This is a genomic window from Streptomyces sp. NPDC051020 (assembly GCF_040683105.1).
In the GTDB taxonomy this organism is placed as follows: domain Bacteria; phylum Actinomycetota; class Actinomycetes; order Streptomycetales; family Streptomycetaceae; genus Streptomyces.
In genome coordinates this window covers 82,844-104,507 of sequence record NZ_JBFBCG010000011.1, presented here as the reverse complement: position 1 = coordinate 104,507, position 21,664 = coordinate 82,844, and the positions used below count along the sequence as shown (strand labels likewise).

Here is a 21,664-nt window from a genome sequence, read left to right as displayed (position 1 = left end):
CGTCTTGATCACAGCTCGGCCCAGATGGTCTTCCCGGGAGCCCCCGCGCGCGGTGTGACTCCCCAGCGGGTAGCCAGGCTCTCGATGAGGAGCAGCCCGCGGCCGGTTTCGGAGTCCGGGGGCGGTGCGGTGGGCCGACTGGCGTGGTCGGGGCGGCGCTCGGTGCGGGTGTCGGTCACCTCGATACGGAGGACCCCGGCGGTCTCCGTCAGCTGGACGTGGAAGTCCCGCCCCGGGACGTGGCCGTGCTGCACGGCGTTGACGCAGAGTTCGCCGGTGATGAGCGAGAACGTGTCGTGGACGGGCGAACGGTAGGGGTGGCCCCAGGCGGCCAGCCGTTCGCCGACCAGGAGTCGGGCGAGGCGGGCGCCGCGTGGGGTGGAGGTGAAGAGCATGACGAACTCTCGGCGGGGGTAAGCCACTTTGTCTGCGTGCGAGGTGTTGGGGGTGGTCATGGGAGGGAGGTTGCCTGGGGTCGTGCCCGGTTCACCAGCAGCAACGCTTGTACAGGGCCAGGCTGTACAGGCCGCTGCGGCCCGTGTACGCCGGTGGCAACGGCCGGGGCGGCGGACAGGGGAGAGCGGGTACCCGTTCGAGGGAGCGTTGCGGATTTGGGTGGTGAGTGTGGTTGCTGTGCGTAGCGTGGTGATGGGCAGGGCGTGAGTGGTGTACGTGGCGGGGTGAGCGATGGGCGAGTCGGAGCGGGACGACGGGACTGTGGGTTTCCTGCGGTGTTTTGGGATGCAGCTGAGGCTGCTGCGGGAGCGGGAGGGCCTCACGCGGGCCGAGTTGGGGTCGCGGCTCGGGTACGGGGAGGACCAGATCGCCTCGGTGGAGCTGGGGCGTCGGATTCCGAAGCCGGAGATGATCGACCGGGCGGATGAGGTGCTGGGGGCGGGTGGGCTGCTTGTTGCGATGAAGGGGGAGGTGGCTCGGGCGCGGTATCCGTCGTTCTTCCAGCATGCGGCGCGGCTGGAGGCGGAGGCCGTGGAGCTGCATGTGTACGCGAACCAGGCCGTACCTGGGTTGTTGCAGACGGAAGAGTACGCGCGGGAGGTGTTCGCGATGCGTCGTCCGCTGCTGGGCGAGGAAACCGTCAACCAGAGGGTTGCTGCCAGGCTCGCCCGGCAGGACATCTTCGCGAAAGCCGCTATGCCGACGATCAGTTTCGTCATTGAGGAATCAGTCCTGCGACGGCCCCTCGGCGGCCAGAGCGTGAGGCGCGGGCAGTGGGAGCACATCATGTTGTTCGGGCAACGCCGCAATGTGGTGGTCCAGGTCATGCCCATAGAGTGCGAGGAGCACGCAGCACTGTCAGGGCCGTTTACCTTGATCGAGACGCGTGAAGGACGGAGGGTCGCTTATGTCGAGGCACACAAGGACAGTCGCCTCTACACCGAGCGGACCTCAGTCCGGGAGCTCGAAGAGGCATATGGGCTTCTGCGAGCTCAAGCACTGACTCCGCGTGAATCGCTGGACTTCGTCGAGATGTTGCTGGGAGAGCAGAGAAATGAACACGATCGGAGCCCCCGCACACGGCTGGTTCAAGAGCAGCCACAGCAGTGAAGAAGGCGGAGAGTGTATCGAGGTAGCTCTGACCTGGCACAAATCCAGCTACAGCAGCGGGGAGGGCGGCGAGTGTGTTGAGGTAGCGGACTGCCCGAACGCTGTCCACGTCCGCGACTCGAAGGACATCGCGCGTCCCGGTCTGGCCGTCGCTCCGACTGCCTGGGCCGCGTTCGTCGGGTACGCGCGCGACGTGTGAGGCGGGCTGGGCGGCGCCTCAGACCGCCGCCCCGTCAGCCCCACTCGGTGAGGTCGGCCACGAAGTCGTCGTACGAGCGGTTCTTGCCCTTGGGGGTGGGGATCAGGCCTTGCTCGTACGCGGCTTTCGCGATGAGTGGGCCGTCGCTCTCGCGGAAAGTAGGGGCGCCGAGCTTGTTCTTCAGCGTCTCCTTGGGGTCCTTGAGCATCCCGGTGTCGTTGCCGCGTAACTGGGCGGGCACCTTCCAGCGCGGCCGGACACGGGGAAACGCCGCCGGGAAGAGGAGTAGCCACGCCTCGGATTCCCAGGCCGACAGGGCGAGTGCCGAATCGCAGGGGCTCTGGCGGGCGAGCTCGTCGGAGAGGGCCCTGCGTATGGTCTTGTAGCGGGTGTCCGTGAAGCCGTCCAGGTCCTCATGAACCACCAGGCCGACCAGTGGGCCGCGCTGCTGGAGCGCCTTTCCCTTGGCCTTGCCGATGAGCGTGCTCACGGCCGTGGCGAGGTCATGGCCGGTCTTCTTCTTGAGCCGCACTGGGTCGTTGATGCGTACGAGCTTGGCGGTGCCCAGGTTCGGATGGTGCTGGCGGATGATCGGCGCCAGGATGTCGCAGTCGTTGGCGTCCTCGCCTGCGAGCACGATGACGCCTCGGCCTTGTCGCGGGATGATCGGCGACTTGCGGCTCACAGTTCACCGCCAGTGAGGTCGCCCCCGAGTACGCCGGAGAACCACAGCTCGCCGAGTGGCTGGTCGCCGGACTCCTCGACAATGGCGTGCACTTCGTCTGTGGTCAACGCCGGGATGATCGAGGCGCCGTCCTCGTCGCGGTCACAGACGACGAACTCTTCCGGATGCAGTCGGTTGACGAGAGCGGGGGAGTGCGTGGCGACAAGAAACTGGCTGCGCTCGGACGCTTCGCGGAGCCGTGCCACGATCAGTTCCAGGGCCTGCGGGTGGAGTCCGTGGTCGATCTCCTCCACGCAGGTGAGGGCCGGCGGGTTCGGGTCGTACAGCATGGCGAGGAGGCCGAGCAGACGGACGGTTCCGTAGGAGGCGTCGGCAAGGGGAGTGGAGCGGCGGAGGCCGCGCTCGTGGAGGATGACGGTCACCTGGTCGGCGGAGCCGCCGACCCTTGCGAACTCGATGTCGTCGAGTTGCGGCAGAACGGTTCGGGCGTCGGCTACGAGATTCTGCCAGGTGTCGTCGTTGGTACTGAGGTAGAACAAGAACTCGGCCAGGTTGTCCGCTTCGGACGAGAGTTCCTGGAGGAAGAGCGTTTTGCGACGTAGGCGGGAGGGCTGGCGGGCAGCGTCCACGTCTACGTCGAACACTCTGAAGGAGGAGAGCTGGTCAGCCACCTTGGACACCTCCTCGCCGCCGTCCGAACTGGCCAGCCGAGGCAGGGTGGACAGACCACTGCTCAGCCGCTGAATGCCGAAGCTCCCGCTGTCGGACTCTTTGCCCGCCCGCCTGTCGACGACCTTGGCCTCCTCGCCGGAGACAGTGATGCGCCGCCCACGCCCTTGGGTCCGCTTGAACTGGAAGCTCTCGCTGCGGGACAGGCTGTAGGCGTGCTCTCTGTTCCGCAGTTTGCGGCGGCGGACGGTGAGCTCGTACTCGTCGGGCGCGTTGACGCTCGCGTGGGTCGTCCAGGTCGCCTTGAGGCGGACCGTCATGGACGTGGGCGGCTTCGGACCACCCCAGAACGCGACCTCGTCGAAGCCACCGCGGGCGTCCAGTGCGGGCTGGAGGTCGGTCCGGATGATGTCCGAGAGCAGGTCGAAGACCTTCAGCAGGTTGGACTTGCCAACCCCGTTCGGCCCCACCAGAACGGTAAGCGGGCCGAGGGGGACGGTCACGTCACGGAGACTGCGGAAGTTCTCCACATGGAGTTCGAGCAGACGGCCGGGCATGGTCGCGAACCTATCGGGTGGATGCGGGCAGCGTACCGGAAGGCGGTCGGAATCTGTTCATAGGTGTGGGCCGATATAGGCGACCCGGATGGCCTTCTCTTCCGGCACGAGTCGGAAATAGATCCGTCCGGCGCCTCGGTTCAGCCGCCCGTGCAGTTCGAAGCAGCGGCTCACGCCGTCGAGATCGTCCCAGTAGCGTTGCTTTCTGGCGTGCTCGTGCTCGGGAGTGATGTGGGGTGCCTCCCAGTCAGGGCCTGTGGCGGAGGCGGGGTCCCATCCGGCTGCGGATGCTTCCAGTTGTTTCAGCATCCTGCGGGCGGGCTTGAACCACTTGGGGTCCAGCTTCTCCAAATCACCCTGGACGCGGGGAAGTAATTGAACATTCGGGAAAATATCCTCCCGGAGCTCCCACAGTTCCACGGGCGAAGAGACCGCATCGATCCCCTCTGAGCGGCCCCACTGCTCGTGCGTGTCGAGGTGCCGGGTCGCTGATGCGTGGCGTACGGAGGCCGTGAACTCTTCGACCAGCAGCTCACCACCGACGGGGTCCTCGGTGACTTCCTCGACCTCCAGTTCCATCTGGGATGCGTTCCAGATGGGATCGAGAGGCAGGCTGATGGCCATACCGTCCGCCAGATGAGCGGCCCCGAGACCTTGGACAACGACACCGTTGTGCCGGTGCTCGACGCCGCCCTGATCAGGCGCGGCTGCGGAATGGAGCGCGTCACTGAAGGTCGTACGCCGGTTGCGCATTGCCTGGATGAAGCGATGCTGGTCCTTGTTCCGGTTGTCACTGCACCACTGTCCGTAGTAGTACCCGCGTGCGAGCTCGGCCTCCGGCAGCGGACTCTGAGTCGCCAGACTGATGCTGCGCCACTCACGCAGGCGCTTCAGCACACATACGAACTCCCGCATGCCCGCAGCGACTTCGGCCGGTCCAGAGTTGGACTCGCATGACTTTTCATTGAGAAACAGCAGCAGCGGCATACCCCACCCCAATTCCCTTTGCTGCTTGTCGCCGCGGTGATGCGCAACGACGCCAAGTGCTCTCAGTCCAGAAGTTGATCGAGGGAGTTCTCCCACTCGTCGAAGAAACCTGTGGGCCAGTCGGAGAGCGTGCCGTCGTCCGCAATAACCGGAGTGACGACCTCTGTCGACTGCCCCTTCCGCCTGAAGAAGTGCACGGCTGTTGAATCCGCCCGCAACTTGCCCTGCTTGACCCGGAGGCGGAGTCCGTTGAGGACATGGTCGCTGTGCGTCTCCATGATGACCTGGGCGCCCGCGCTGACAGCTGCGGCGGCGAGATACGCCAGCCAGGTCTGGCCCTGCGGATGGAGATGGGCCTCCGGGTTCTCCAGCAGGATCAGCGAGTCGGGCCGTGCGGACAAGCACGCGATGACGATCGGCAGCGCGTAGGTGAGGCCGAACCCGACGTTGGTGGGCCGATAACGGTTCGAGGCGGACACTCCCGCGCCGAAGCCGTAACTGAGCCGCACGGTATCGGTGCCGTCGATGCCAACTGCCTGAAGGTTCACACCCGGGCACAGCCGCTGCATCCACGCGTCGGTCTGCGAGAGGAGGGTCGTGGATGACGCCTCCGGGAGGCAAAGCGATTCGGCCTTGACCGAGTCGTCCTGGTGCGCGCGAAGAAAGTTGACGGTGTGTTCGCCGCGCGCGCCCAGGAAGCCGCGGCGGACCGCTGCCTCGTGCGACCGCGGGTAGCTGACGGCTGGGACGATCCGGTCCGCCTTGAGGTACTGGAACCGACGCCCGAAGAGGGACCGCAGATCGTACGAAGTCGAAGAGACGGGCCGGACTGGTCGGGAGAGGAGTCTGAGGAGATCGTCCTCACGACCGTACTCCGCGCGCCACTCGTAGGGAACGCCCTCCGTCGTGATGGAGAGGACGATGTTGCGATCGTCTGGGCTGTTCACCTCATGGCGGACGTACGTGTCGTGACGCACGTCCTGGCCGGTACCCAGCTCGACAAGCTCGCCGTTGAGTAGGAGTCCGCCCATGTCGTCTACCTCATCGAGCAGACCCGCCTCGAACGACTGGCGCAGAAGAGCGAGGGACTGGAGGACACTGCTCTTGCCGGACGAATTGAGGCCGGTAAGAAGGGTGAACGGGGCCAGAGCGAGGTCTTGGCGGGCGAACGCCTTGAAGTTGGTGATACCGATCGCATCAAGCATCCAGCACCTCACGGAACATCTCGGTCATCCTTCGGAAGCGGTACTTGACTTTGCCGATGTCACCGGTTCCAGCGGATACCGCGTTGAAGAAGTCGGCGTCTTCCATGAGTCCCATGAACCCTTCATCGACCTGGGCGTGCCTCTCGGCGAGGGTGCGGATCTCGTTCGGGGAGAGGAGCGACAGGGCAACCGATTCTGCTTCAAACAGTGCCTTGTTGACAGGGGATCGGCGGGAGTACCCGGAGAATCGCTTGCGGAAGGCGTGCTCGCCGAAGACCTCGCTGCTCGCCCGCATCGCGTTCTCGAAGATGAGACGGTGCCGGAGGAGGTCTGGTTCCTCGATGCGATTGATCCGATGCATCGCGTCGCGCAGAAAACCATCGAAATCCTGGCTCGCATACGTCTCGGCAGGAGTGAGCGAGAACGCCAGGAAGCGCAGACACATTTCGCGGTCCGACATACGTTCCGGAGAAACGCTGTAGGCCGTCGCCTCACGGAAAGAATCGGTGTTCGCAAGCTCATAGAGGAAACTGCGGGCCCGGCCTGGGATAAGCGCGTGGCGCAGCTCCTGGCGGGTGAGAGGGCGCCCGCCAGTATTGATGCGGGCGAAGATGTTGAACTTGACCTCTTCTGGAGTGCCGCGCCGGATGAGGAGCACGACCAGCTCTGTTTCTTCTATCCGCGTCTGCAGCCGGCTGGGCAGCTCGTCGAAGGTGCAGCCATTGAACTCGACGAGGTACTCAAGGCCAGTGAGGCGTAGTGGATCGGCGCTGATCGCTTCCGGTGCGACGAATCGGGCGATGGTCGAGAGACGCTGCACGCCGTCGACGATGGCCCACGAGTCATCGTCGCCCTCGGCGGCATAAAGAGTCGGAAGCGTAATGCGAAGGAGCAGCGACTCGATGAGGCGGCTCTGTGCCTTGGGTGTCCAGATGCCGGCGCGGCGCTGGAAGTCGGGTGCGAGGTCGATCGTGTCGCGCCGAATGCGGTTGAGGAGCAGGCCGACAGTGGGATTGCGGGTTTGGACTTCGATCTGGTCCGGGTCGAAAGGGCTGTCGATCCGCTCGCCGATGTCCTCGGTCTCGACTCCGGAGCTCTTGCCGCCGTCGTCGAGCTCGACGGGGAGCTGGGTTCCGGGTTCTTCCAAGGCGAAAAGTGATTCGGTCATGGAGTGCTTGGAGTGCCTCTCCGCGTTGCCGGTCATGACGGGTCCTCGGAGAGCATCGTAGGCGCAGCGCCGGGGAAGGTGGGTTCCATGGTCGGAGTGAGCGGTGGTTGCGGCGGCGACCAGCGGCCTGCGGCGATCTCGGCGTCCAGGCGGGCCTGGAAGTGGGCGTGGGCGGCTCGCATTTCGCTTTCGCGGTCGGCTTTGTAGAAGGGGGCGGTGTAGCCGGTAGGCGGCGGGTTGGTCGCCGGGTTCTCCAAGTGGGCGAGGAGGTCGAGGTAGTCCTGCTTGGTTTGGCCATGGCCGTAGGTGTTGAAGTCGCCCGCGAGCTTGCGGCCATTGGCGTCGATGTAGGTTGCCGACTCGTAGTCGTACAGCTGCGGGTAGCGCGACTTGAAGATCGCGGCGAGCTGGTCAGCGGTGATGCCGAGCCAGGCTGCGACGAGGGCGTCGAGCTCGACGAGAGCGGCACGGCGCTCGTGCTCGGTGCGGAGCGGGGTGGTGCACTCCCAGGCTGGCTTGAGGTCGGCGGCAAGGGGCTTCAGCCGTGGCCAGTGAGGGTTGGCCCAGTCCTCATATCCCGCCCAGCGGGGGTCGAACAGCTCCGCCCAGAGTGGGGCGTAGTGCGCGGTGAGGGCGTTCAGGCGGAGGGTGCGGAGGAGTAGGGCGGGGGCGAGGGGGTGGTCTGGGGCGGGGGCAGGCATCTGTTTAGCGCCAGCTTGCGTGAGATCGGCACGTCCGGTGATGCGCAACAGGTAGTCAAGTGGCAACGACGCCCAGAAGCCAGCGTTGAGGGTAGTCAGACGATTGTCCTCCAGGGCCATCGACTGCACGGCGTGAATGTGCGCGGGGCCAGGCGGGATGAGGGCGGCGTGGAGGCAGCGGCTGCTGTCGAAAGGGATCATCCTCCGCCAGGCCAGGCGGAAGAACTCGGTGAACGGCTTCCCGAGCCAGCGAGGTTGGGCCGCCAGGTACGTTGCTTCATCAGAGGCCTTCACGTAGTTGGTCACGGGGACGTACGTCTCGGACAACTCCGTAGGCGCGAGCAGGTCCCAGTCCCTGTTACTTCGGCAGGGGGTCCTGGGCTCCTTCGAGAAGGGAAGTGCCGAAGCGAAATGCGGTCCCTGGAGGATGACATCAGAGAACTCGGAGACGTCCTGGTTGCCCCAGCGGATCAGTCCGTCCTTCTTGGCGGCGCCTTCGTCGTATCCCGTTGTAATCCACGGACGATAATCGGCGAGACTGTTGCGATAGGCAGCCAGCGCCTCGACCGCGCCTTGCTCGCTTGCGAGGACCGGGTACAGCAGAGAGGTCTGTGTCACTTCACCCGTCGAGCCCCTTAGAGCATGCCAACTGGTCAGCAGCTCAGTGTTCACATGCACCACGCGTTCGCGGTGCGGACGGATGTCCCACGAGCCGTGGTGTTTGATGCCGGGTGTCGGGCCCCGTCTGTCGTGGGCTAGCGATTCGGGCAGGACCTCGGCGCCGCGGAGCTCGCTGACATGCAGGAAGTCAGGCTTTTGCGGTGCGCCATAGACGTGCATCGCGAATTCTGCGGAACGGTTTAGGTCCTCGAACGCCCAGTTTGCCGAGTTCACAAAGTGCGCGTGGACCCGAAGATGCCGGTACGCAGCGGCCCGGATGGAGCCTTCATGTACGCCGCCGAAGTGCGTGTCCGGGTGGATCAGCCCCGCACCGCCGTGCGGTGCGATGTGCCGCCACACTTGAGCCATGAAGGCCCGGTAGAGGTCGCTCTTCGTTCCCACGAGCAGCGGGTAGGCGGCCGGGCTGCTCAGCGCGGATGCAATCCCGGTGTTGGCTGCCAACTCGCCAAGGAAGTAAGCCTTGTTGTCGCTGGTAGAGTCAAGTGCCTCCTGCTTGCGCAAACGCCACTCCGCCGCGCTTGGCTTCTCAGTAAGCATGAACCATGGATCCCGCTCGGCGAGGACTTGATCCTCGTGCCAGTGCGGCCGCACCCAAGGCGGATTCCCGACCTGCAGGTCGTACCCGCCCCGGGCGAAGACCTGAGCGAACTCCAGTTCCCAGTGGAAGAATCCCTGCCGCTCGGCCACGTCCATCGCGGCTGCCACCCACGGGTACCGCGACTCCAGCCAGTGGGCCCGGTCCATGCCCATCCACTCGGGCAGCTCGTCCTCGTACCGCTCCAGTTGGTCCAGGGTGTCAAACTGGGAGACTAGGGAGTCCTCCGGCACGTCGTGCGTGCCCAGCAGGGATTCCGCGAAGTCCAGCCAGTCGTTCAGCGAGGACAGGGCGATCACGGGACGCCGCTCGCTGCGGATCGCCTCCTTGCGGCGGCCTCCGCGTACGCCCTTCGACGCGACCTCGACGACCTTGACCTCGCCAAACAGGTCCTCGGTCTCGTACGTCTCGCGGGTCTCCAGGACGCCGGACCTCGTCAACTCTGCCGAGCGCTCGGCCAGTTCCGTTGCCCGCTCGTACCGCTCATGTGAACCGTCCAGCAGCGCCGCCTCCTGGACGGGCCAGAACCACAGCGCGCACCATGCGTCCATCAGCATCTTCAGGCGCCAGTACGGCGTGTCGACCGCCTCCAGGTCCGCCTTGACCTTCTCTCTCGGGACCGCGACCTCCGGCGCACGCAGCCAGCCGCCTTCCGCGCCCCACACATCAATCCGCCGTGAAATCTCCCGCTCGGAGATCTCCAGGCGGCGTACCACCAACGCCCACAGGTACTCCGCCCGCCGGGCCAGGCGCTGCAACCGCTTGGTCTGCGTCGAGTTCGGGGACTTCGTGATCGCCTTGCGCCAGGCCGCCAGCGCTTTCGCCTCCTCCGGAGCCAGCGCCTTCGCCTCCTTCTCGGCGCCGACCGCGCCCCACTCCTTCGCTGGGAGGAGGAAGTGGTGCACCGCGCCCTCTGGAAGGGCCGTACCTGCCATAGCCTCCGACAGCGGGAAGCGTTCCGGCGTAGTGCCCAGCCAGCCGCCCTTTTTGAGTCGTTCGGCCCCATACACGTCCCGGCGCCCGCCGATCAGCGAGTTGCCGCGCTGCAGATGCAGGCCGAACCACGGGGCCTCCATGCCCGGGTGCATCGTGTTCAGCCACAGGGAAACCTCCGCCAGCTCGACCGCCGTGTTGTTGAGGTCCACGCCATACGAGTTGTGCAGGGCGATGTACGCCTTCGCCTTCTGGAGCTCCTGCGCGTACTTCTCCGTATCGATCGCGACGCCCAACTCATCCTGCCGGCGCCGTAGATACTCCGCCGCGACCTGATTGATCGCCTCGTTGAGGAACGCGCCCGAGCCGAGCGCCGGCTCGCAGATCTTCCAGTCGAGCATCTCGCGGGCCGGGGTGACCGTGTCGTCCTGGTCGAGACGGTGCTGGAGCGCCAGCTGGACGGTGACCTTGGTCAGGGATTCCGGGGTGTAGTACGAGGCCGACGTCTGGCGGTCGCGGCCCGAGAGGCGGTACACGAACGAGCCCGGGGCATGGCGGACCCGCCGCTCCTCGCCCGTGTACTCGTCGCGCTCCCGTACGTACACCGCGTCCGCGTACTCGTCGGCGCGCGAGGACGGGACGAGCCAGGAACCGTCCTTCGGGTCGCCGTTCTTCGCGACTTCGTACAACTCCTCGCCCGCGACGAAGCCGGTGTATGACATCAGCCCCTCGTAGACCGCGCCCAGCTGGTTGATGCCGAGCTGGGCGTACGAGATGAAGCCGCCGCGCTCCTTGCGCTTTCCGCGCGTCAGCATCAGCAGGCGCAGCACCCGGTACAGGGTGGCGTTGCGCAGACGGGTGTCCAGGAAGCGTTCCGTGTGGGCTTCGTCCGTGTCGTGGCGGGGGTCGCGGACGACGCGTTCGCCGATGAGCTTGATGGAGTCCTGCTCGAACAGCTTGGAGTGCAGCGGCTCGAAGCGTAGGCCGATGTCCTCGGAGACGGACTCGGACGCCTTCTCCCCAGCGGAGGCCGTCCCGTGCGTGCGGCGCGGGCGGTAGCCCTCCTGGACCTTGCGGAAGAGCAGGTCCAGGGACTCGTACAGGTAGAAGCCGCGGCGGGACTTCTCGTCCACCAGGTCCTGTTCCGCGACCAGGTCACCGAGGCGGCCCAGGCCGTACCCCTGCTGGTACTCGGGGTAGTCGGAGGGCAGGATGCCGAGCTCCGGGCGGGCCTCCGCGTACAGGAGGAACAAGATGCGGTAGAGGAAGCGCAGTGACTCACGGGTCAACTGGCGGCCCAGCTCGGGGAGTTCCTTGACGTCCTCCGGGCGCACTCCCTGTTCGCGCAGGCGCTCCAGGACCTCGTTGGCGATCAGTTCGACGCTGATGCGCAGGCCGTCGCGGAGTTCGCTGGACACGCCCACCGCATGCTTCGTCGACTTGTCGACCAGTCCGGCGAGCGGGTTCTCGCCGCCCTCCTCCGGCGTACGGAGCGAGTCGGCGCCGAACAGCGCGGCTACGGTGTCGAGTTCGCCGCCGGTCTTGATGTCGTTGCGTTCGAGGGCGGCGTCCAGGGACACCGCGAGATACCGGCCCTCGCCCCAGGCCGCACGGTCCGCGAGGACCACGACGCCGCCGACCAGCAGCAGCACATAGCGCGGGGCCTCCTCGCAGGCGAAGAGGAACGAGGCGAGCTTGGAGCCCGTCGTCACCCGGTGCTGGCCGTCGAGCACCAGCTGGTCCAGCAGGCGGCCGGGACCGTTCGGGTCCAGGGCGGCGTCGGGTTCGGCGGACCAGCCGCAGTCCAGGGCGATCAGGCCCTTCTCGGAGTGGGCGACCCGCACCTCGTACGACTGCTCCGCACGCTCGACGGTCACCGTGCCCGGCTTGGCGTCGAAGCCGAGGGCGCGCAGGACGTCCGCGTTGAGGGAACGGACGCGCTCGCGCCACTCCGGGGAGGCGTACGTGACGGCGTCGTCCTCACCCGTCACCACCTCGGCCTCCGTGGCGTCGCGCTCCTCACCGAGGGCGAAGTAGGACCGGGCCCGGAAGTACGGGCGGCGCAGGGCGCGGAGCCCCGCGCGGGGCGTGACGGGCAGGGCATCGGGGGCGGACGCGGCTTCGGTGCCGGATGCCTCGGCGGCGGCCTTGAGCGCCTCGCCCGCCGCGTCCTCGCGCTGCTTCCACTCCGCGAGCAGCCCGGATTTGAGGTCCTTGGGCAGGACCTCGGCCAGATAGTGCGCGGAGAAGTAGTCACCGCGGTTGACCAGGGAGTCGTACGTCATGAGTCGGAACCTTCGCGGGAACGGGAAGCAGACGGGAGAGGGAAGTGTGCGGAGCCGGCGCAGGCCGACGAGGCGGCGGTTGCGGAGAGCGGCGCGGCGGAAGTCATCACGCCGCCGGGGCCAGGACGGCCAGCACCCGCATCATCGGGCGGCCGGTGGTCAGCAGCGAGTCGGCCAGCGAGGAAAGCCGCTCCTTGGCGTGGTCGCCCGCCAGTGACGCGCCGCCCTCCGCGAGGGTCGGCTGCTCCCAGTCGCCCAGGCGCAGCTTGTACTGCTCGATGGGGTCGCGCAGCGGCTCGTCCCAGGCCTCGCGGTGCTCCTCCAGGAACAGTTCCGCGGCCGACAGGATGTCCGGGACCGCTTCGCGCAGGCGCTCGGTGTCGTGCGCCCGCATCGGGTTGGCCATCGACGGGCCTACCCCGGCGCGACGCAGCACGGCGACCATGTCGTCGTCGACCGTGCCGTCGCTGGTGACGGCCATCCACTTGACGACGGTCGGACGGCCGAGCGCGTTGGAGTAGATGCCCTGGACCAGGTACGTCGCCCGGTCCACGCCGGCCGTGATGACCGGAGCCTCCTGGCGGTTGAGGCGTACCAGGACCTTGTCCGTCAGCCACTCCACCACCGGGTGCAGCTCGGTGAGCAGCGAGATCTCCGGCCAGCTGGACGTCGACGACTCCCGGGCCCGCTGGAGGGAGTGCTCGGCCAGGCGGCGGTTGAGCGTGACCAGGAGGCGTTCACGCAGGCGCTGCTCGCGTACGTAATCCAGCGGGAGCGCCTTCATACGGTGGATCAGGTCGGCGGGCGGCCGGAACGAGATCAGACCCGACTCCGGATCCATGGACAGGTCCAAGCGGTCCTGCGCGTCGGGGAACACCTCGCGCAGCGCCTCGTCGAAGAATTCGCGGGTGGAGGTGAACAGCCGGGGCACATGCGCCTGCGGCACGCTCCCGCCGCCAGGTGCGTCGTCCGGCACCGCGGAAGCCTCGTCGCCCACCGAGCCGAAGAAGTCCGCCAGGAAGTCGTCCATGCCCGCGTCGTCGTCGGCGGAGGACGCGTTGTGGGCCGCGAGGGACTCGTCGACCGTGCGGCCACGCAGCAGGTCCTGGATGAGCGACTTCTCCTCGGCCTCCGCGCGGTAGAGACCGGACACCGCCTCCGCCGTGCCCAGCGCGCGGTGCGCCTCGTCCTCCCGTTCCAGCAGGCGCTCGGCGACGAGCGTGTCGTCCTTCGCGCCCTCGACCTCACTGGTGAGGATCAGCGCGCGGAACCGGGGCTGGTGTGCCTGCCCGTAGCGGTCGATTCGGCCGTTGCGCTGCTCGATGCGGATCAGCGACCACGGAACGTCGTAATGGATCAACTGGTGACACTGGCGGTGCAGGTTGACGCCCTCGGAGGCCACGTCACCGGTGAACAGCATGCGTACGGGGGTGTCGGCGAGGCCGAAGTCCTCCACGCACTGCATCTGCTGCTCGTCGGAGAGCCCGCCGTGCATGACACGGGCTGCCGCGTCGGCCGTCTTGCCCGCCCGGAAGCCGAGCGCGGCCGGCACCACTGTGCGCAGCCACTCCAGGGTCTGCACGCGCTCCGAGAAGACGACGACTCGGGCGTCCGACTTCGGGCCGACGCCGATTTCCCTCAACTGCTCCACGAGCGCGGCGAACTTCGCGGAGTCGACCTCCGTCATACCGGCCGTCAGCTCGCGCAGCCGCTGCAGAGCCGACAGTTCGGCGGCTGTGCCCTGGACGTCGTCCTTCTTCTCCAGGGTCTTGATGCGTGCCGCGACGGTCGCCTTCAGGGCCGCGTGCGAGGAGAGGAAGGACTTGAGGAGCGTGTACGGGAAGAGGGGGACGTCGCTGACGGACTTGCGGCCGTCTGTCGGGAGCCAGACCTCGGCCAGTTCCTCGAAGATCTTCTCCTCGGCCGGGGTGGCGGAGCAGCGTACGGACTGCGATGGGCCGCGGTCCGCCCACTGGCCCTTCATCTGGTCGCGGACCTCGGGGCTGACCTTCGTACGCCGGATGAAGAGGTGCTTGATGTCGTCCGCGCGGTAGTTCTCCGCGTCGCGGATCGCCGCCGGGTCCAGGAGGGAGATCAGCTCCGCGAACGAGCGGGCGTTGCCGTTGTGCGGCGTCGCGGAGGCGAGGATCAGGGCGTCCGTGCGCGGGGCGAGGATCTGGGCGAGCTGGTTGCGCAGCGAGCCCTTGTTGATGAGGTTGTGCGACTCGTCGATGACGACCGCGTCCCAGTTGATGCGCTCCAGGTGGTGCTTGTACTGGTCGGTGTTCTTGAGCGTGTCGATGGAGACGATCACGCGCTTGAAGTACGTGAACGGGTTCCGCCCGGCCGGGATTTCACGCTGGATGCGCTCGATACCCACCGAGTCCAGTCGGATCAGCGGGATCGCGAACCGGGTCCACAGCTCGTGCTGGAACTGCTCCAGCACATGCTGCGGGGTGACGACGAGAATGCGCTCGCCGCGGCCCCGGCGGATCAACTCCGCAAGGGTCAGGCCGATTTCGAGTGTCTTGCCGAGGCCGACGACATCCGCGATGAGGAGGCGGGGACGCAGGTTGCGGCCGGACAGCGCGAGTTCGGCGGGGCGCTGCTGGTAGGGGAGCGAGTCGAGGAGGAACTGGTCGGCGAGCGCCAGGCCGCGCTCCGACTGGGGCAGAGCGGTCTTGCGGAGCACCGCCTCCAGGAAGAGGCGGGAGCGGCGGAAGTTCGGTGAGTCGTCGCGTACGAGCGTGGTGTCACGCGGGTCGATCAGCTCGACCCGGTCCAGCTCGGTGAAGAAGACCGCCTCCCGGTCGCGTACGAACTCCGAGGCGCCCACGGCCTCGATCCGGGCGCCGTCGTGCTCGGTGCGGGTGGTGGTCCGTACGAGCCACACCTCGTCGCGTACGAGGATCTGGGCGCCCGGTGGGTACTGGGCGTCCTTGTCGCTCGTCGTGACGGTGGTGCTCTGGTCGGCGGTCACCCGCTGCCTCCTGGATGGTGATGGTCGTGATGGCTGTGGCGCTGTGCCTGCGGTGCGGTGGTGCCCGTGGACGCCGCGCCGCCGTCAGTCAGAACGGGGTCTTCGCGGCGTAGGCCTTGCGCAGCTGCTCGGCGGTCCTGCGGGCCTGGGCGGAGTGGCGCAGGGTGCGGGGTGCGGGCGCGCGGCGGCGGGGTTCGGGGCGCTGCGGCGCGGGCTGCGGTTCCTTGGCGGTGGGGGTGGGTTCCGCCCTTGTTGTCGGCGGCGCCGGCGGTTCCGGTGTGAAGGGTGCAGGCTCGGCCGTCATCGTGCGCAGATCCGCGAACGGCAGTGTCGCCGGCGCCGTGGGTGCGGGCTCCGCGGTGACGTTCCGCGGTGCGGTCGCCGCCGTGTACGTGGTCAGCTTCCGGCGGGCCTGGGCGACCTTCATTCCCTGGGCCTCGATGACCGCCCGGCACTGACTCACCACCTCGCTGAGCGAGGGGCGGTCCGACGCGTTCTGGGCGAGCATCGCCGTGAGCAGCGGGGTCAGTTCGGCAGGCAGACCGGTGAGGTCGGGGAGGGTGTTCGGGTCGGTCGTGAGATGGAAGACCATGAAGGGGGTGGCTGCCTGGTACGGGTAGTGCTCGGTGGCCGCGTACAGGAGCACGGCGCCGAGCGCGTACACGTCCACCCCGCCGGTGAGCGGTTTGACGCCCGCGGCTTGTTCGGGGGCCATACACACCGGGGTGCCGACCACATGGTTGGGCGCGGTGAGGGACACGTTCGACTCGGCGAACACGGCCAGCCCGAAGTCAATGATCTTGGGGCCGTTGGGGCCGAGCAGGATGTTCGCGGGCTTCAGGTCGCGGTGCAGCAGCCCCTGCGTGTGCACGGCGGCCAGTGCCTCGGCGAGCGTCGCGCCGAGCGAAGCGACGAGGAGGGACGGCAAGGGGCCGTGCATCGTCACATGCTTGCCCAGGTCGGGGCCGTCAACGTACTCCGTCGCCAGCCACGGCTGCTCTGCCTCGGGGTCCGCGCCGAGGAAGGCCGCGATGCGAGGACCCCACACGGTCTTGAGGACCTCGACCTCCTGCGCGAAGCGCTGTCGCGACTCGGAGTCCACGACCGTCGGCTTGATCACTTTCACGGCGGCCGGCTCGCCGCCCTGTGATTCGCCGAGGAAGACCTGTCCCATACCCCCGTGACCGATCCGTCCCAGCAGTTCGAACCCGCCGAGTTCCGTAGGGTCCTCGGGGCTGAGGGGTGTGGTCTGCACGTCGGTCCTCGGTCCTCGTCGTCGGCCGGCCCGTGTGGTCGTCATGGCGGGCCCGATCAGGCGGATTGTCCGTATGTCCGCATGGATACGGTAATCGATCGACGGGCGTGGGGAGCCCGATTCCTCAGGGCGGATCAGCCCGCAGGTCCTCCGGATCATGATGCCGATTGTGAACTTAGTCAACCTATCGGATTCGAACGATTTGGTTGTCCGGTCAGGGGTTGTGGTGGGTTGATCCGCTTCTGCGGTCGCTCCGTGTACTCAGCTCGCGCGCTTTTTGCGCGTCCGGGGTCTCTGGACCGTCGTCTGTGGCTATGCCGAAAGCATGTCCCGCTGTGCAGGGGTGGGCGTAGTTTCGGATTATCGCTGTCTGTGAGTGAGATGTCACACGCAGCGAGCCTGTGGGTGCCGCACCCGATGAGCAGGAGCCGACTCCTGGGCAGAAGGGCCTGCGAGCTGTCGCGATCGACCTGGAGAGTCCCGTACGAACGGTGCCGACGGAGCCGTACCTGGAACGGCGGGTATACCAAGCCGCAGCCAAACGCTTCGGTTGCGACAGGACATGGAGCGAGGCAGTGCCTTCCTGGAACAGATGTGTATGCCTGCCCGGGCACGAGGGCGACATCAGGGATGCGGCTGCATGGCAGCGCGTCCTCGACAGTGGCGTGGAACCGGAGATCGTGTGGTCGGAGCTCGCGGCCTATGTCGCGGGCGCCGACCTCGTCGTCGCGTACAACGGGAGCGGACGGGACTTTCCGCTGGTGCGTGATGCGGCGGCGCGCGCAGGATGCCACGATCCGTTCGCCGGGACGATGCTCGTCGATGCGCTTATCGACCTGGCCAAGGACTTGGCGGCCGGCCGCGGCAACGTGGAGATGGTCGTCGTGTGATGGGCCCGTCGGTGGGAGAACGCACGGGTGGCCGCCGAGCAGCGTGCGGCCCGTGTCCGCGCGGCACGGCAGGAGGCCGATGCATGCCGTCGCCAGGAAGCACTCCGGCGTGCTCAGCAGGCGTACGAGTGCGAACTGGCCGACTGGCAGCGAACCCGGGGCGGTTCAAGGTCACCAGCCATGGTCAGCCGCGCGAGGTGGTTTCCCGGACCCAGGGCAGCGCGAACCGCTCCATGAGCACCAATGCGAAGTAGAGCAGTATGCTCATGAGCCCGATCAGGATGATCGCCGCCCAGGCAGTGGCGGTGTCGCCGACCCCGCCGGCCTGCACGATCAGATAGCCCAGCCCGCTCTCACCGGCCTGGAACTCGCCGATGACCGCGCCGATCGCGGCGAGCGGCATGGCCACCTTCAGCCCGACGAAGATCTGCGGCAGCGCGGCGGGCAGCCGTACCTTCCGGAACGCCTGCCAGCGCGAGGCGTTCAGCGAGCGCGCCAACTCGGCCAGGTCCGCAGGGGTCGACGTGAGGCCGGTCGCGGTGGAGAGCACGATCGGGAAGAAGCAGAGCAGAAAGACCATGGTCAGGACCGGCTTTTGTCCCCAGCCGAGCGCCCCCACGAGCAGCGGCCCGAGCGCGATCTTCGGAACTGCGTTGACAGCGACCAGCAGCGGCGTGAACATCCGCTCCAGTAATGGGGAGCCGGCCAGTGACAGTCCGATCAGAACTCCGCAGGCGGTGGAGAGCACGAAGCCTACAAGCGTCTCCACCGTGGTGTCGCCGGTGTGCTCCAGGAACCGGGCCGGGGCTGCTGTGAACGCCGAGAGCACGGCGCCGGGCGGAGGCAGCACCACCGGGTGGACCATCTCCAGCACCGACGTGAGCAGCCACCACCCCCCGAGGGCGACCAGCAGCCCGGCCGAGGGCAGCAGCACGGCGCCGACCCCCGCCCCGCGGTGCAGGCCGGATCGCGGCACCGGCACCGGCACCGGCTCCGGGCCCGCCGCTGAGGTCTGCTGCGGCGGCGAGAGTTCGGTCATCCCATCCTCCTCGGGCCGCCCCGGCACCTCCTTTTACTCGGGCCGCTCAGCGCGGAGTCGAGGCGGTAGTGCCGGTGTTCCCCGCCGGCCGCCGACAGGGAACACACGTTCGGGCAAACGGTGTGATCAGGCTTTCGGTACGAGGTCGAAGTCGATGATCTGCTCAGGGGTCATGCCCTGCGGCAGCGCACCCGCGTCCTGCAGGATCGCGATGCTTCTCGCGACGCGTCCGGAGTCCAGCGTCCCGATCGCGGTGCCGGAACCGCCAGGCGTGACGTACGCGGCCATCAGGTCCAACTCGGCTGCCGCAGCAGCCGGGTTCGTGGCGTCCACGTTCCGCTTCAGGATCTCGGCGGCCTCCTTCGAGTTGGCCAGGCTGTACTCCAGGCCCTTGAGCAGCGCGGTGGTGAACCGCTTCACCATCTCCGGCTTCTGCTCGGCGATCTTCGTCGAGGTGATCAGTACGTTTCCGTAGAGATCGGGCATCACGTCGCTGTACGGCAGTAGGACGGCCTTCTTCTTGGTCACCGCCTCGATGGTCGGCTTGCCCACCACGAACTGGCCGATGCCGTCCACCGAGCCGCTGGCGAGCGTGCCCATCAGGGTCTGCGCGTCGCCGTTGACCCAGGTCACCTTGTTGGCGTCCATCCCGGCCAGTCGGGCGTACGTCGGGAAGAGGTTGCGTACGACGGAGCCGGGTGTGTCGGCGAGACGCTTGCCCTCGAGGTCCTTCGGGGCGGCGATGCCCTTGCCCTCGGTGGTGGCGATCGCGGCCATGGTGCGCTGCTGGATGGCGGCCACCGCGACGAAGTCCTTCGCCTGGCCGCTGCCCATGTGCAGCAGACCACCCGTCAGGTCGATCGGTCCGAACTGCGCCTGGTCGCTCACGACGGCCGGAATCACGCCGCCGGTGCCCTGGCCCGGCTTGATCTCCACGTCGAAGCCGGCCTTCTTGAAGAATCCCTTGTCCTTCGCGACCCAGGCGTACGCGTCCCGGCCGAAGTTGCCGAACGAGGTCAGGTAGGTCACTTTCTCCAACTTCGTGCCGCCCGCATCGGCAGCCGTGTCGGAGTCCGATCCGCCGCACCCCGACGCCAGCCCCAGCGCCGTGGCCAGGGCCACCGCGGCGACCGTACGGGCGAGTCTGTTCATGTGCACCGTATTGTCCTTTCCGACCGCGGACCTGCGTCGGCGGAGGGTGTCGTCGAGACAGAACGGCGTAACGGAACCGCCGGAGTGCATGACACTTCGCGCGGGTAACAGCGTACGAGAACCCCGCCTGTGTGACACGTGGTGCGAAGAATTTACTGACAGGGCGACAGGTACCGCTGAGCCGCCTGGTCCGGCTAACCTGACCGGGAGTTACGAACCGGCCGCATTGTTCATCGCCAGTGGATGGGGGAGTCCGCCGGATGATCAGACTCACCGGTGCGTCCCGGACCTTCACCGGCCGGTCCGGTTCGACGGTGGCGCTCCAGGGCGTCGACCTCCACATTGCCGAGGGCGAGTTCGTGGCGGTGGTGGGCCGGTCCGGATGCGGCAAGTCCACACTGCTCCGGCTGATGGCCGGACTGCTGCCGGCCACCGAGGGTGAGATCACCATCGGCGGCGATCGAGTCACCGGAGCCCGGCGGGATGTCGCCATGCTGTTCCAGCGGCCGGCCCTGCTGCCCTGGCGGTCCGTTCTCGACAACGTCCTGCTGCCCGTGGAGATCTTCGGCTGGAGCAAGGCCGAGCACCGCGCCCGGGCGCACCGGCTGCTGGAGACGGCCGGCCTGGGCGGATTCGAGAAGCACCGGCCGCACGAGCTCTCCGGCGGTATGCAGCAGCGTGTCTCGCTGTGCCGGTCGTTGATCGGCGAGCCCCGCGTGCTCCTCATGGACGAGCCGTTTTCCGCGCTCGACGCACTCACCCGCGCAGACCTCGCGGTGGAGCTGCAGCGGGTCCACATGGAGAACTCCGACACCGTCGTCTTTGTCACCCACTCGATAGACGAGGCCGTGCTGCTCGCTGACCGTGTGGTGGTGCTCAGCCCGCGCCCGGGCCGGATCCGCAAGGTGGTCGACGTCGACATCCCCCGGCCGAGGACGCTGGGCCGTACCGCGCATCTCGGCGAAGTGGCCCGGTGCAGCGCCGACCTGCACGAGCTGCTGATGGAACGGGACATGTCGGCGCCGACCGGAACGGAAGGGCGATGACCGTGCGGATCTGCGTCTTCACCGAGCCGCACCGCGGCGCCGACTACGACGATCAGCTGCGCTTCGTACGACTCGTCGAGGCCGGCGGGTTCGAGGGCTTCTTCCGGGCCGACCACTACCAGGCGATGGGCGCCGATCCCGGGCTGCCCGGCCCCACCGACGCGTGGCTGACGCTGAGCGCGCTCGCCCGGGAGACCTCCCGGATCCGGCTGGGCACCCTGGTCACCTCGGCCACCTTCCGGCTGCCCGGCCCGCTGGCGGTGATGGTGGCGCAGGTCGACCGGATGAGCGGCGGGCGGGTAGAGCTGGGCATCGGCGCCGGCTGGTACGAACGGGAGCACACCTCGTACGGCATCCCGTTCCCGGCCGTCGGCGAGCGCTTCGACCGGCTGGAGGAGCAGCTGGCCGTGATCACCGGCCTGTGGCGGACACCGGTCGGCGAGAGTTTCAGCTACCGCGGCGACCACTACCGGCTGGTCGACGCGCCCGCCCTGCCGAAACCGGTGCAGGTGCCGGGGCCGCCGATCATCGTCGGGGGCCGCGGCCCCAAGCGCACCCCGGCGCTGGCCGCCCGGTACGCCGACGAGTTCAACATGCCCTTCAAGTCGGTGGCAGAGACGGCGCAGGCGTACCAGCGGGTGGCCGAGGCATGCGACCGGACCGGCCGGGCCGACGCCGGTCGGCCACCGCTGGTGCTCTCGGCCGGTGTCGTGGTCGCGATCGGTCGTACCGACGCGGAGGCGCAGCGGCGGGCCGCCCCGCTGCACGTCAGGAGCGCGCTGCCGCCGGAGGATCCGGTGGTCGGATCCCCGGCCCAGCTCGTCGAGCGGCTCGGCGAGTTCGCTGTGATCGGCGCGAGTCGGATCCATCTGCGCCTGACCGACTTCACTGACCTCGACCACCTGGAACTCATCGCGAGTGAGGTGCTCCCGCAGCTGGAGGACGTGAAACCCGGGGCACCCTGCGCTTGCCGAAAACCCCATCCCCCAGGTGAAGAGCGCCCCGATAGCCCCTGCGTTTCACCTGCGGCGGTGTCCGGACCTTGAGCGGGAAAGCGAAAGTGCCTTCTGA

At 67.6% G+C, this 21,664-nt stretch carries 16 protein-coding genes; 5 read left to right on the top strand and 11 right to left on the bottom strand.

Annotated features, from left to right (window positions below; translation table 11 throughout):
* Positions 1-8: 8 nt before the first annotated feature.
* Complete coding sequence (locus AB0N06_RS08950; RefSeq protein WP_366134006.1) at positions 9-455, bottom strand: ATP-binding protein; 447 nt, start codon at positions 453-455, stop codon at positions 9-11.
* Positions 456-741: 286 nt separating this feature from the next.
* On the opposite strand from AB0N06_RS08950, the gene AB0N06_RS08945 reads away from it, so the two are divergent.
* Complete coding sequence (locus AB0N06_RS08945) at positions 742-1,566, top strand: helix-turn-helix transcriptional regulator (RefSeq protein WP_366134005.1); 825 nt, start codon at positions 742-744, stop codon at positions 1,564-1,566.
* Positions 1,511-1,765, top strand: coding sequence for a DUF397 domain-containing protein (locus tag AB0N06_RS08940; protein WP_366134004.1), 255 nt, complete (start codon positions 1,511-1,513; stop codon positions 1,763-1,765). Before AB0N06_RS08945 ends, AB0N06_RS08940 begins: the two co-directional genes overlap by 56 nt.
* A 34-nt stretch (positions 1,766-1,799) precedes the next feature.
* Here AB0N06_RS08940 and AB0N06_RS08935 read toward each other — a convergent pair whose 3' ends face one another.
* From AB0N06_RS08935 to AB0N06_RS08900, 8 genes are all read right to left on the bottom strand, one after another.
* On the bottom strand, positions 1,800-2,402 hold the full coding sequence (locus tag AB0N06_RS08935; protein ID WP_366134003.1) for a hypothetical protein: 603 nt from the start codon (positions 2,400-2,402) through the stop codon (positions 1,800-1,802).
* A 44-nt stretch (positions 2,403-2,446) separates the two neighbouring features.
* A complete protein-coding gene (locus AB0N06_RS08930) occupies positions 2,447-3,676 on the bottom strand; it encodes an AAA family ATPase (RefSeq protein WP_366134002.1) in 1,230 nt (409 codons plus the stop codon).
* 57 nt (positions 3,677-3,733) lie between these two features.
* The gene (locus AB0N06_RS08925; RefSeq protein WP_366134001.1) at positions 3,734-4,663 is read right to left on the bottom strand and encodes a hypothetical protein; all 930 of its coding nucleotides are present in this window, start codon (positions 4,661-4,663) and stop codon (positions 3,734-3,736) included.
* 62 nt (positions 4,664-4,725) lie between these two features.
* The gene (locus AB0N06_RS08920) at positions 4,726-5,868 is read right to left on the bottom strand and encodes a DUF3696 domain-containing protein (protein ID WP_366134000.1); all 1,143 of its coding nucleotides are present in this window, start codon (positions 5,866-5,868) and stop codon (positions 4,726-4,728) included.
* The gene (locus AB0N06_RS08915) at positions 5,861-7,072 is read right to left on the bottom strand and encodes a DUF262 domain-containing protein (RefSeq protein ID WP_366133999.1); all 1,212 of its coding nucleotides are present in this window, start codon (positions 7,070-7,072) and stop codon (positions 5,861-5,863) included. Before AB0N06_RS08915 ends, AB0N06_RS08920 begins: the two co-directional genes overlap by 8 nt.
* Complete coding sequence (locus tag AB0N06_RS08910; protein ID WP_366133998.1) at positions 7,069-12,231, bottom strand: class I SAM-dependent DNA methyltransferase; 5,163 nt, start codon at positions 12,229-12,231, stop codon at positions 7,069-7,071. Before AB0N06_RS08910 ends, AB0N06_RS08915 begins: the two co-directional genes overlap by 4 nt.
* A 106-nt stretch (positions 12,232-12,337) precedes the next feature.
* A complete protein-coding gene (locus AB0N06_RS08905; RefSeq protein WP_366133997.1) occupies positions 12,338-15,211 on the bottom strand; it encodes a DEAD/DEAH box helicase in 2,874 nt (957 codons plus the stop codon).
* An 88-nt stretch (positions 15,212-15,299) separates the two neighbouring features.
* Positions 15,300-16,466, bottom strand: coding sequence for a serine/threonine-protein kinase (locus AB0N06_RS08900; RefSeq protein WP_366133996.1), 1,167 nt, complete (start codon positions 16,464-16,466; stop codon positions 15,300-15,302).
* A 575-nt stretch (positions 16,467-17,041) separates the two neighbouring features.
* Here AB0N06_RS08900 and AB0N06_RS08895 point away from each other — a divergent pair.
* The gene (locus AB0N06_RS08895) at positions 17,042-17,356 is read left to right on the top strand and encodes a hypothetical protein (protein ID WP_366133995.1); all 315 of its coding nucleotides are present in this window, start codon (positions 17,042-17,044) and stop codon (positions 17,354-17,356) included.
* A gap of 184 nt (positions 17,357-17,540) precedes the next feature.
* On the opposite strand, the gene AB0N06_RS08890 is transcribed toward AB0N06_RS08895, so the two are convergent.
* Positions 17,541-18,395, bottom strand: a complete 855-nt coding sequence (locus tag AB0N06_RS08890; RefSeq protein WP_366133994.1) for an ABC transporter permease — start codon at positions 18,393-18,395, stop codon at positions 17,541-17,543.
* Between the two features lie 126 nt (positions 18,396-18,521).
* Positions 18,522-19,547, bottom strand: coding sequence for an ABC transporter substrate-binding protein (locus AB0N06_RS08885; RefSeq protein ID WP_366133993.1), 1,026 nt, complete (start codon positions 19,545-19,547; stop codon positions 18,522-18,524).
* A 260-nt stretch (positions 19,548-19,807) separates the two neighbouring features.
* Here AB0N06_RS08885 and AB0N06_RS08880 point away from each other — a divergent pair, with 260 nt between their 5' ends.
* Together AB0N06_RS08880 and AB0N06_RS08875 are read left to right on the top strand one after the other, a co-directional pair.
* Entirely contained in the window at positions 19,808-20,593 is a 786-nt protein-coding gene (locus AB0N06_RS08880) for an ABC transporter ATP-binding protein (RefSeq protein ID WP_366133992.1), read from the top strand.
* Positions 20,590-21,639: an LLM class F420-dependent oxidoreductase gene (locus tag AB0N06_RS08875; RefSeq protein WP_366133991.1), complete on the top strand. Its 1,050-nt coding sequence runs from the start codon at positions 20,590-20,592 to the stop codon at positions 21,637-21,639. Before AB0N06_RS08880 ends, AB0N06_RS08875 begins: the two co-directional genes overlap by 4 nt.
* The last annotated feature ends 25 nt before the right edge of the window (positions 21,640-21,664 follow it).

What these genes read in the sequence shown, in the direction of transcription:
- AB0N06_RS08925 (WP_366134001.1), bottom strand. Translation starts at nt 4,663, where the DNA reads ATGCCGCTGCTGCTGTTTCTCAATGAAAAGTCATGCGAGTCCAACTCT.
- AB0N06_RS08930 (WP_366134002.1), bottom strand. Translation starts at nt 3,676, where the DNA reads ATGCCCGGCCGTCTGCTCGAACTCCATGTGGAGAACTTCCGCAGTCTC.
- AB0N06_RS08920 (WP_366134000.1), bottom strand. Translation starts at nt 5,868, where the DNA reads ATGCTTGATGCGATCGGTATCACCAACTTCAAGGCGTTCGCCCGCCAA.
- AB0N06_RS08950 (WP_366134006.1), bottom strand. Translation starts at nt 455, where the DNA reads ATGACCACCCCCAACACCTCGCACGCAGACAAAGTGGCTTACCCCCGC.
- AB0N06_RS08890 (WP_366133994.1), bottom strand. Translation starts at nt 18,395, where the DNA reads ATGACCGAACTCTCGCCGCCGCAGCAGACCTCAGCGGCGGGCCCGGAG.
- AB0N06_RS08885 (WP_366133993.1), bottom strand. Translation starts at nt 19,547, where the DNA reads ATGAACAGACTCGCCCGTACGGTCGCCGCGGTGGCCCTGGCCACGGCG.
- AB0N06_RS08910 (WP_366133998.1), bottom strand. Translation starts at nt 12,231, where the DNA reads ATGACGTACGACTCCCTGGTCAACCGCGGTGACTACTTCTCCGCGCAC.
- AB0N06_RS08875 (WP_366133991.1), top strand. Translation starts at nt 20,590, where the DNA reads ATGACCGTGCGGATCTGCGTCTTCACCGAGCCGCACCGCGGCGCCGAC.
- AB0N06_RS08940 (WP_366134004.1), top strand. Translation starts at nt 1,511, where the DNA reads ATGAACACGATCGGAGCCCCCGCACACGGCTGGTTCAAGAGCAGCCAC.
- AB0N06_RS08880 (WP_366133992.1), top strand. Translation starts at nt 19,808, where the DNA reads ATGATCAGACTCACCGGTGCGTCCCGGACCTTCACCGGCCGGTCCGGT.
- AB0N06_RS08915 (WP_366133999.1), bottom strand. Translation starts at nt 7,072, where the DNA reads ATGACCGGCAACGCGGAGAGGCACTCCAAGCACTCCATGACCGAATCA.
- AB0N06_RS08945 (WP_366134005.1), top strand. Translation starts at nt 742, where the DNA reads ATGCAGCTGAGGCTGCTGCGGGAGCGGGAGGGCCTCACGCGGGCCGAG.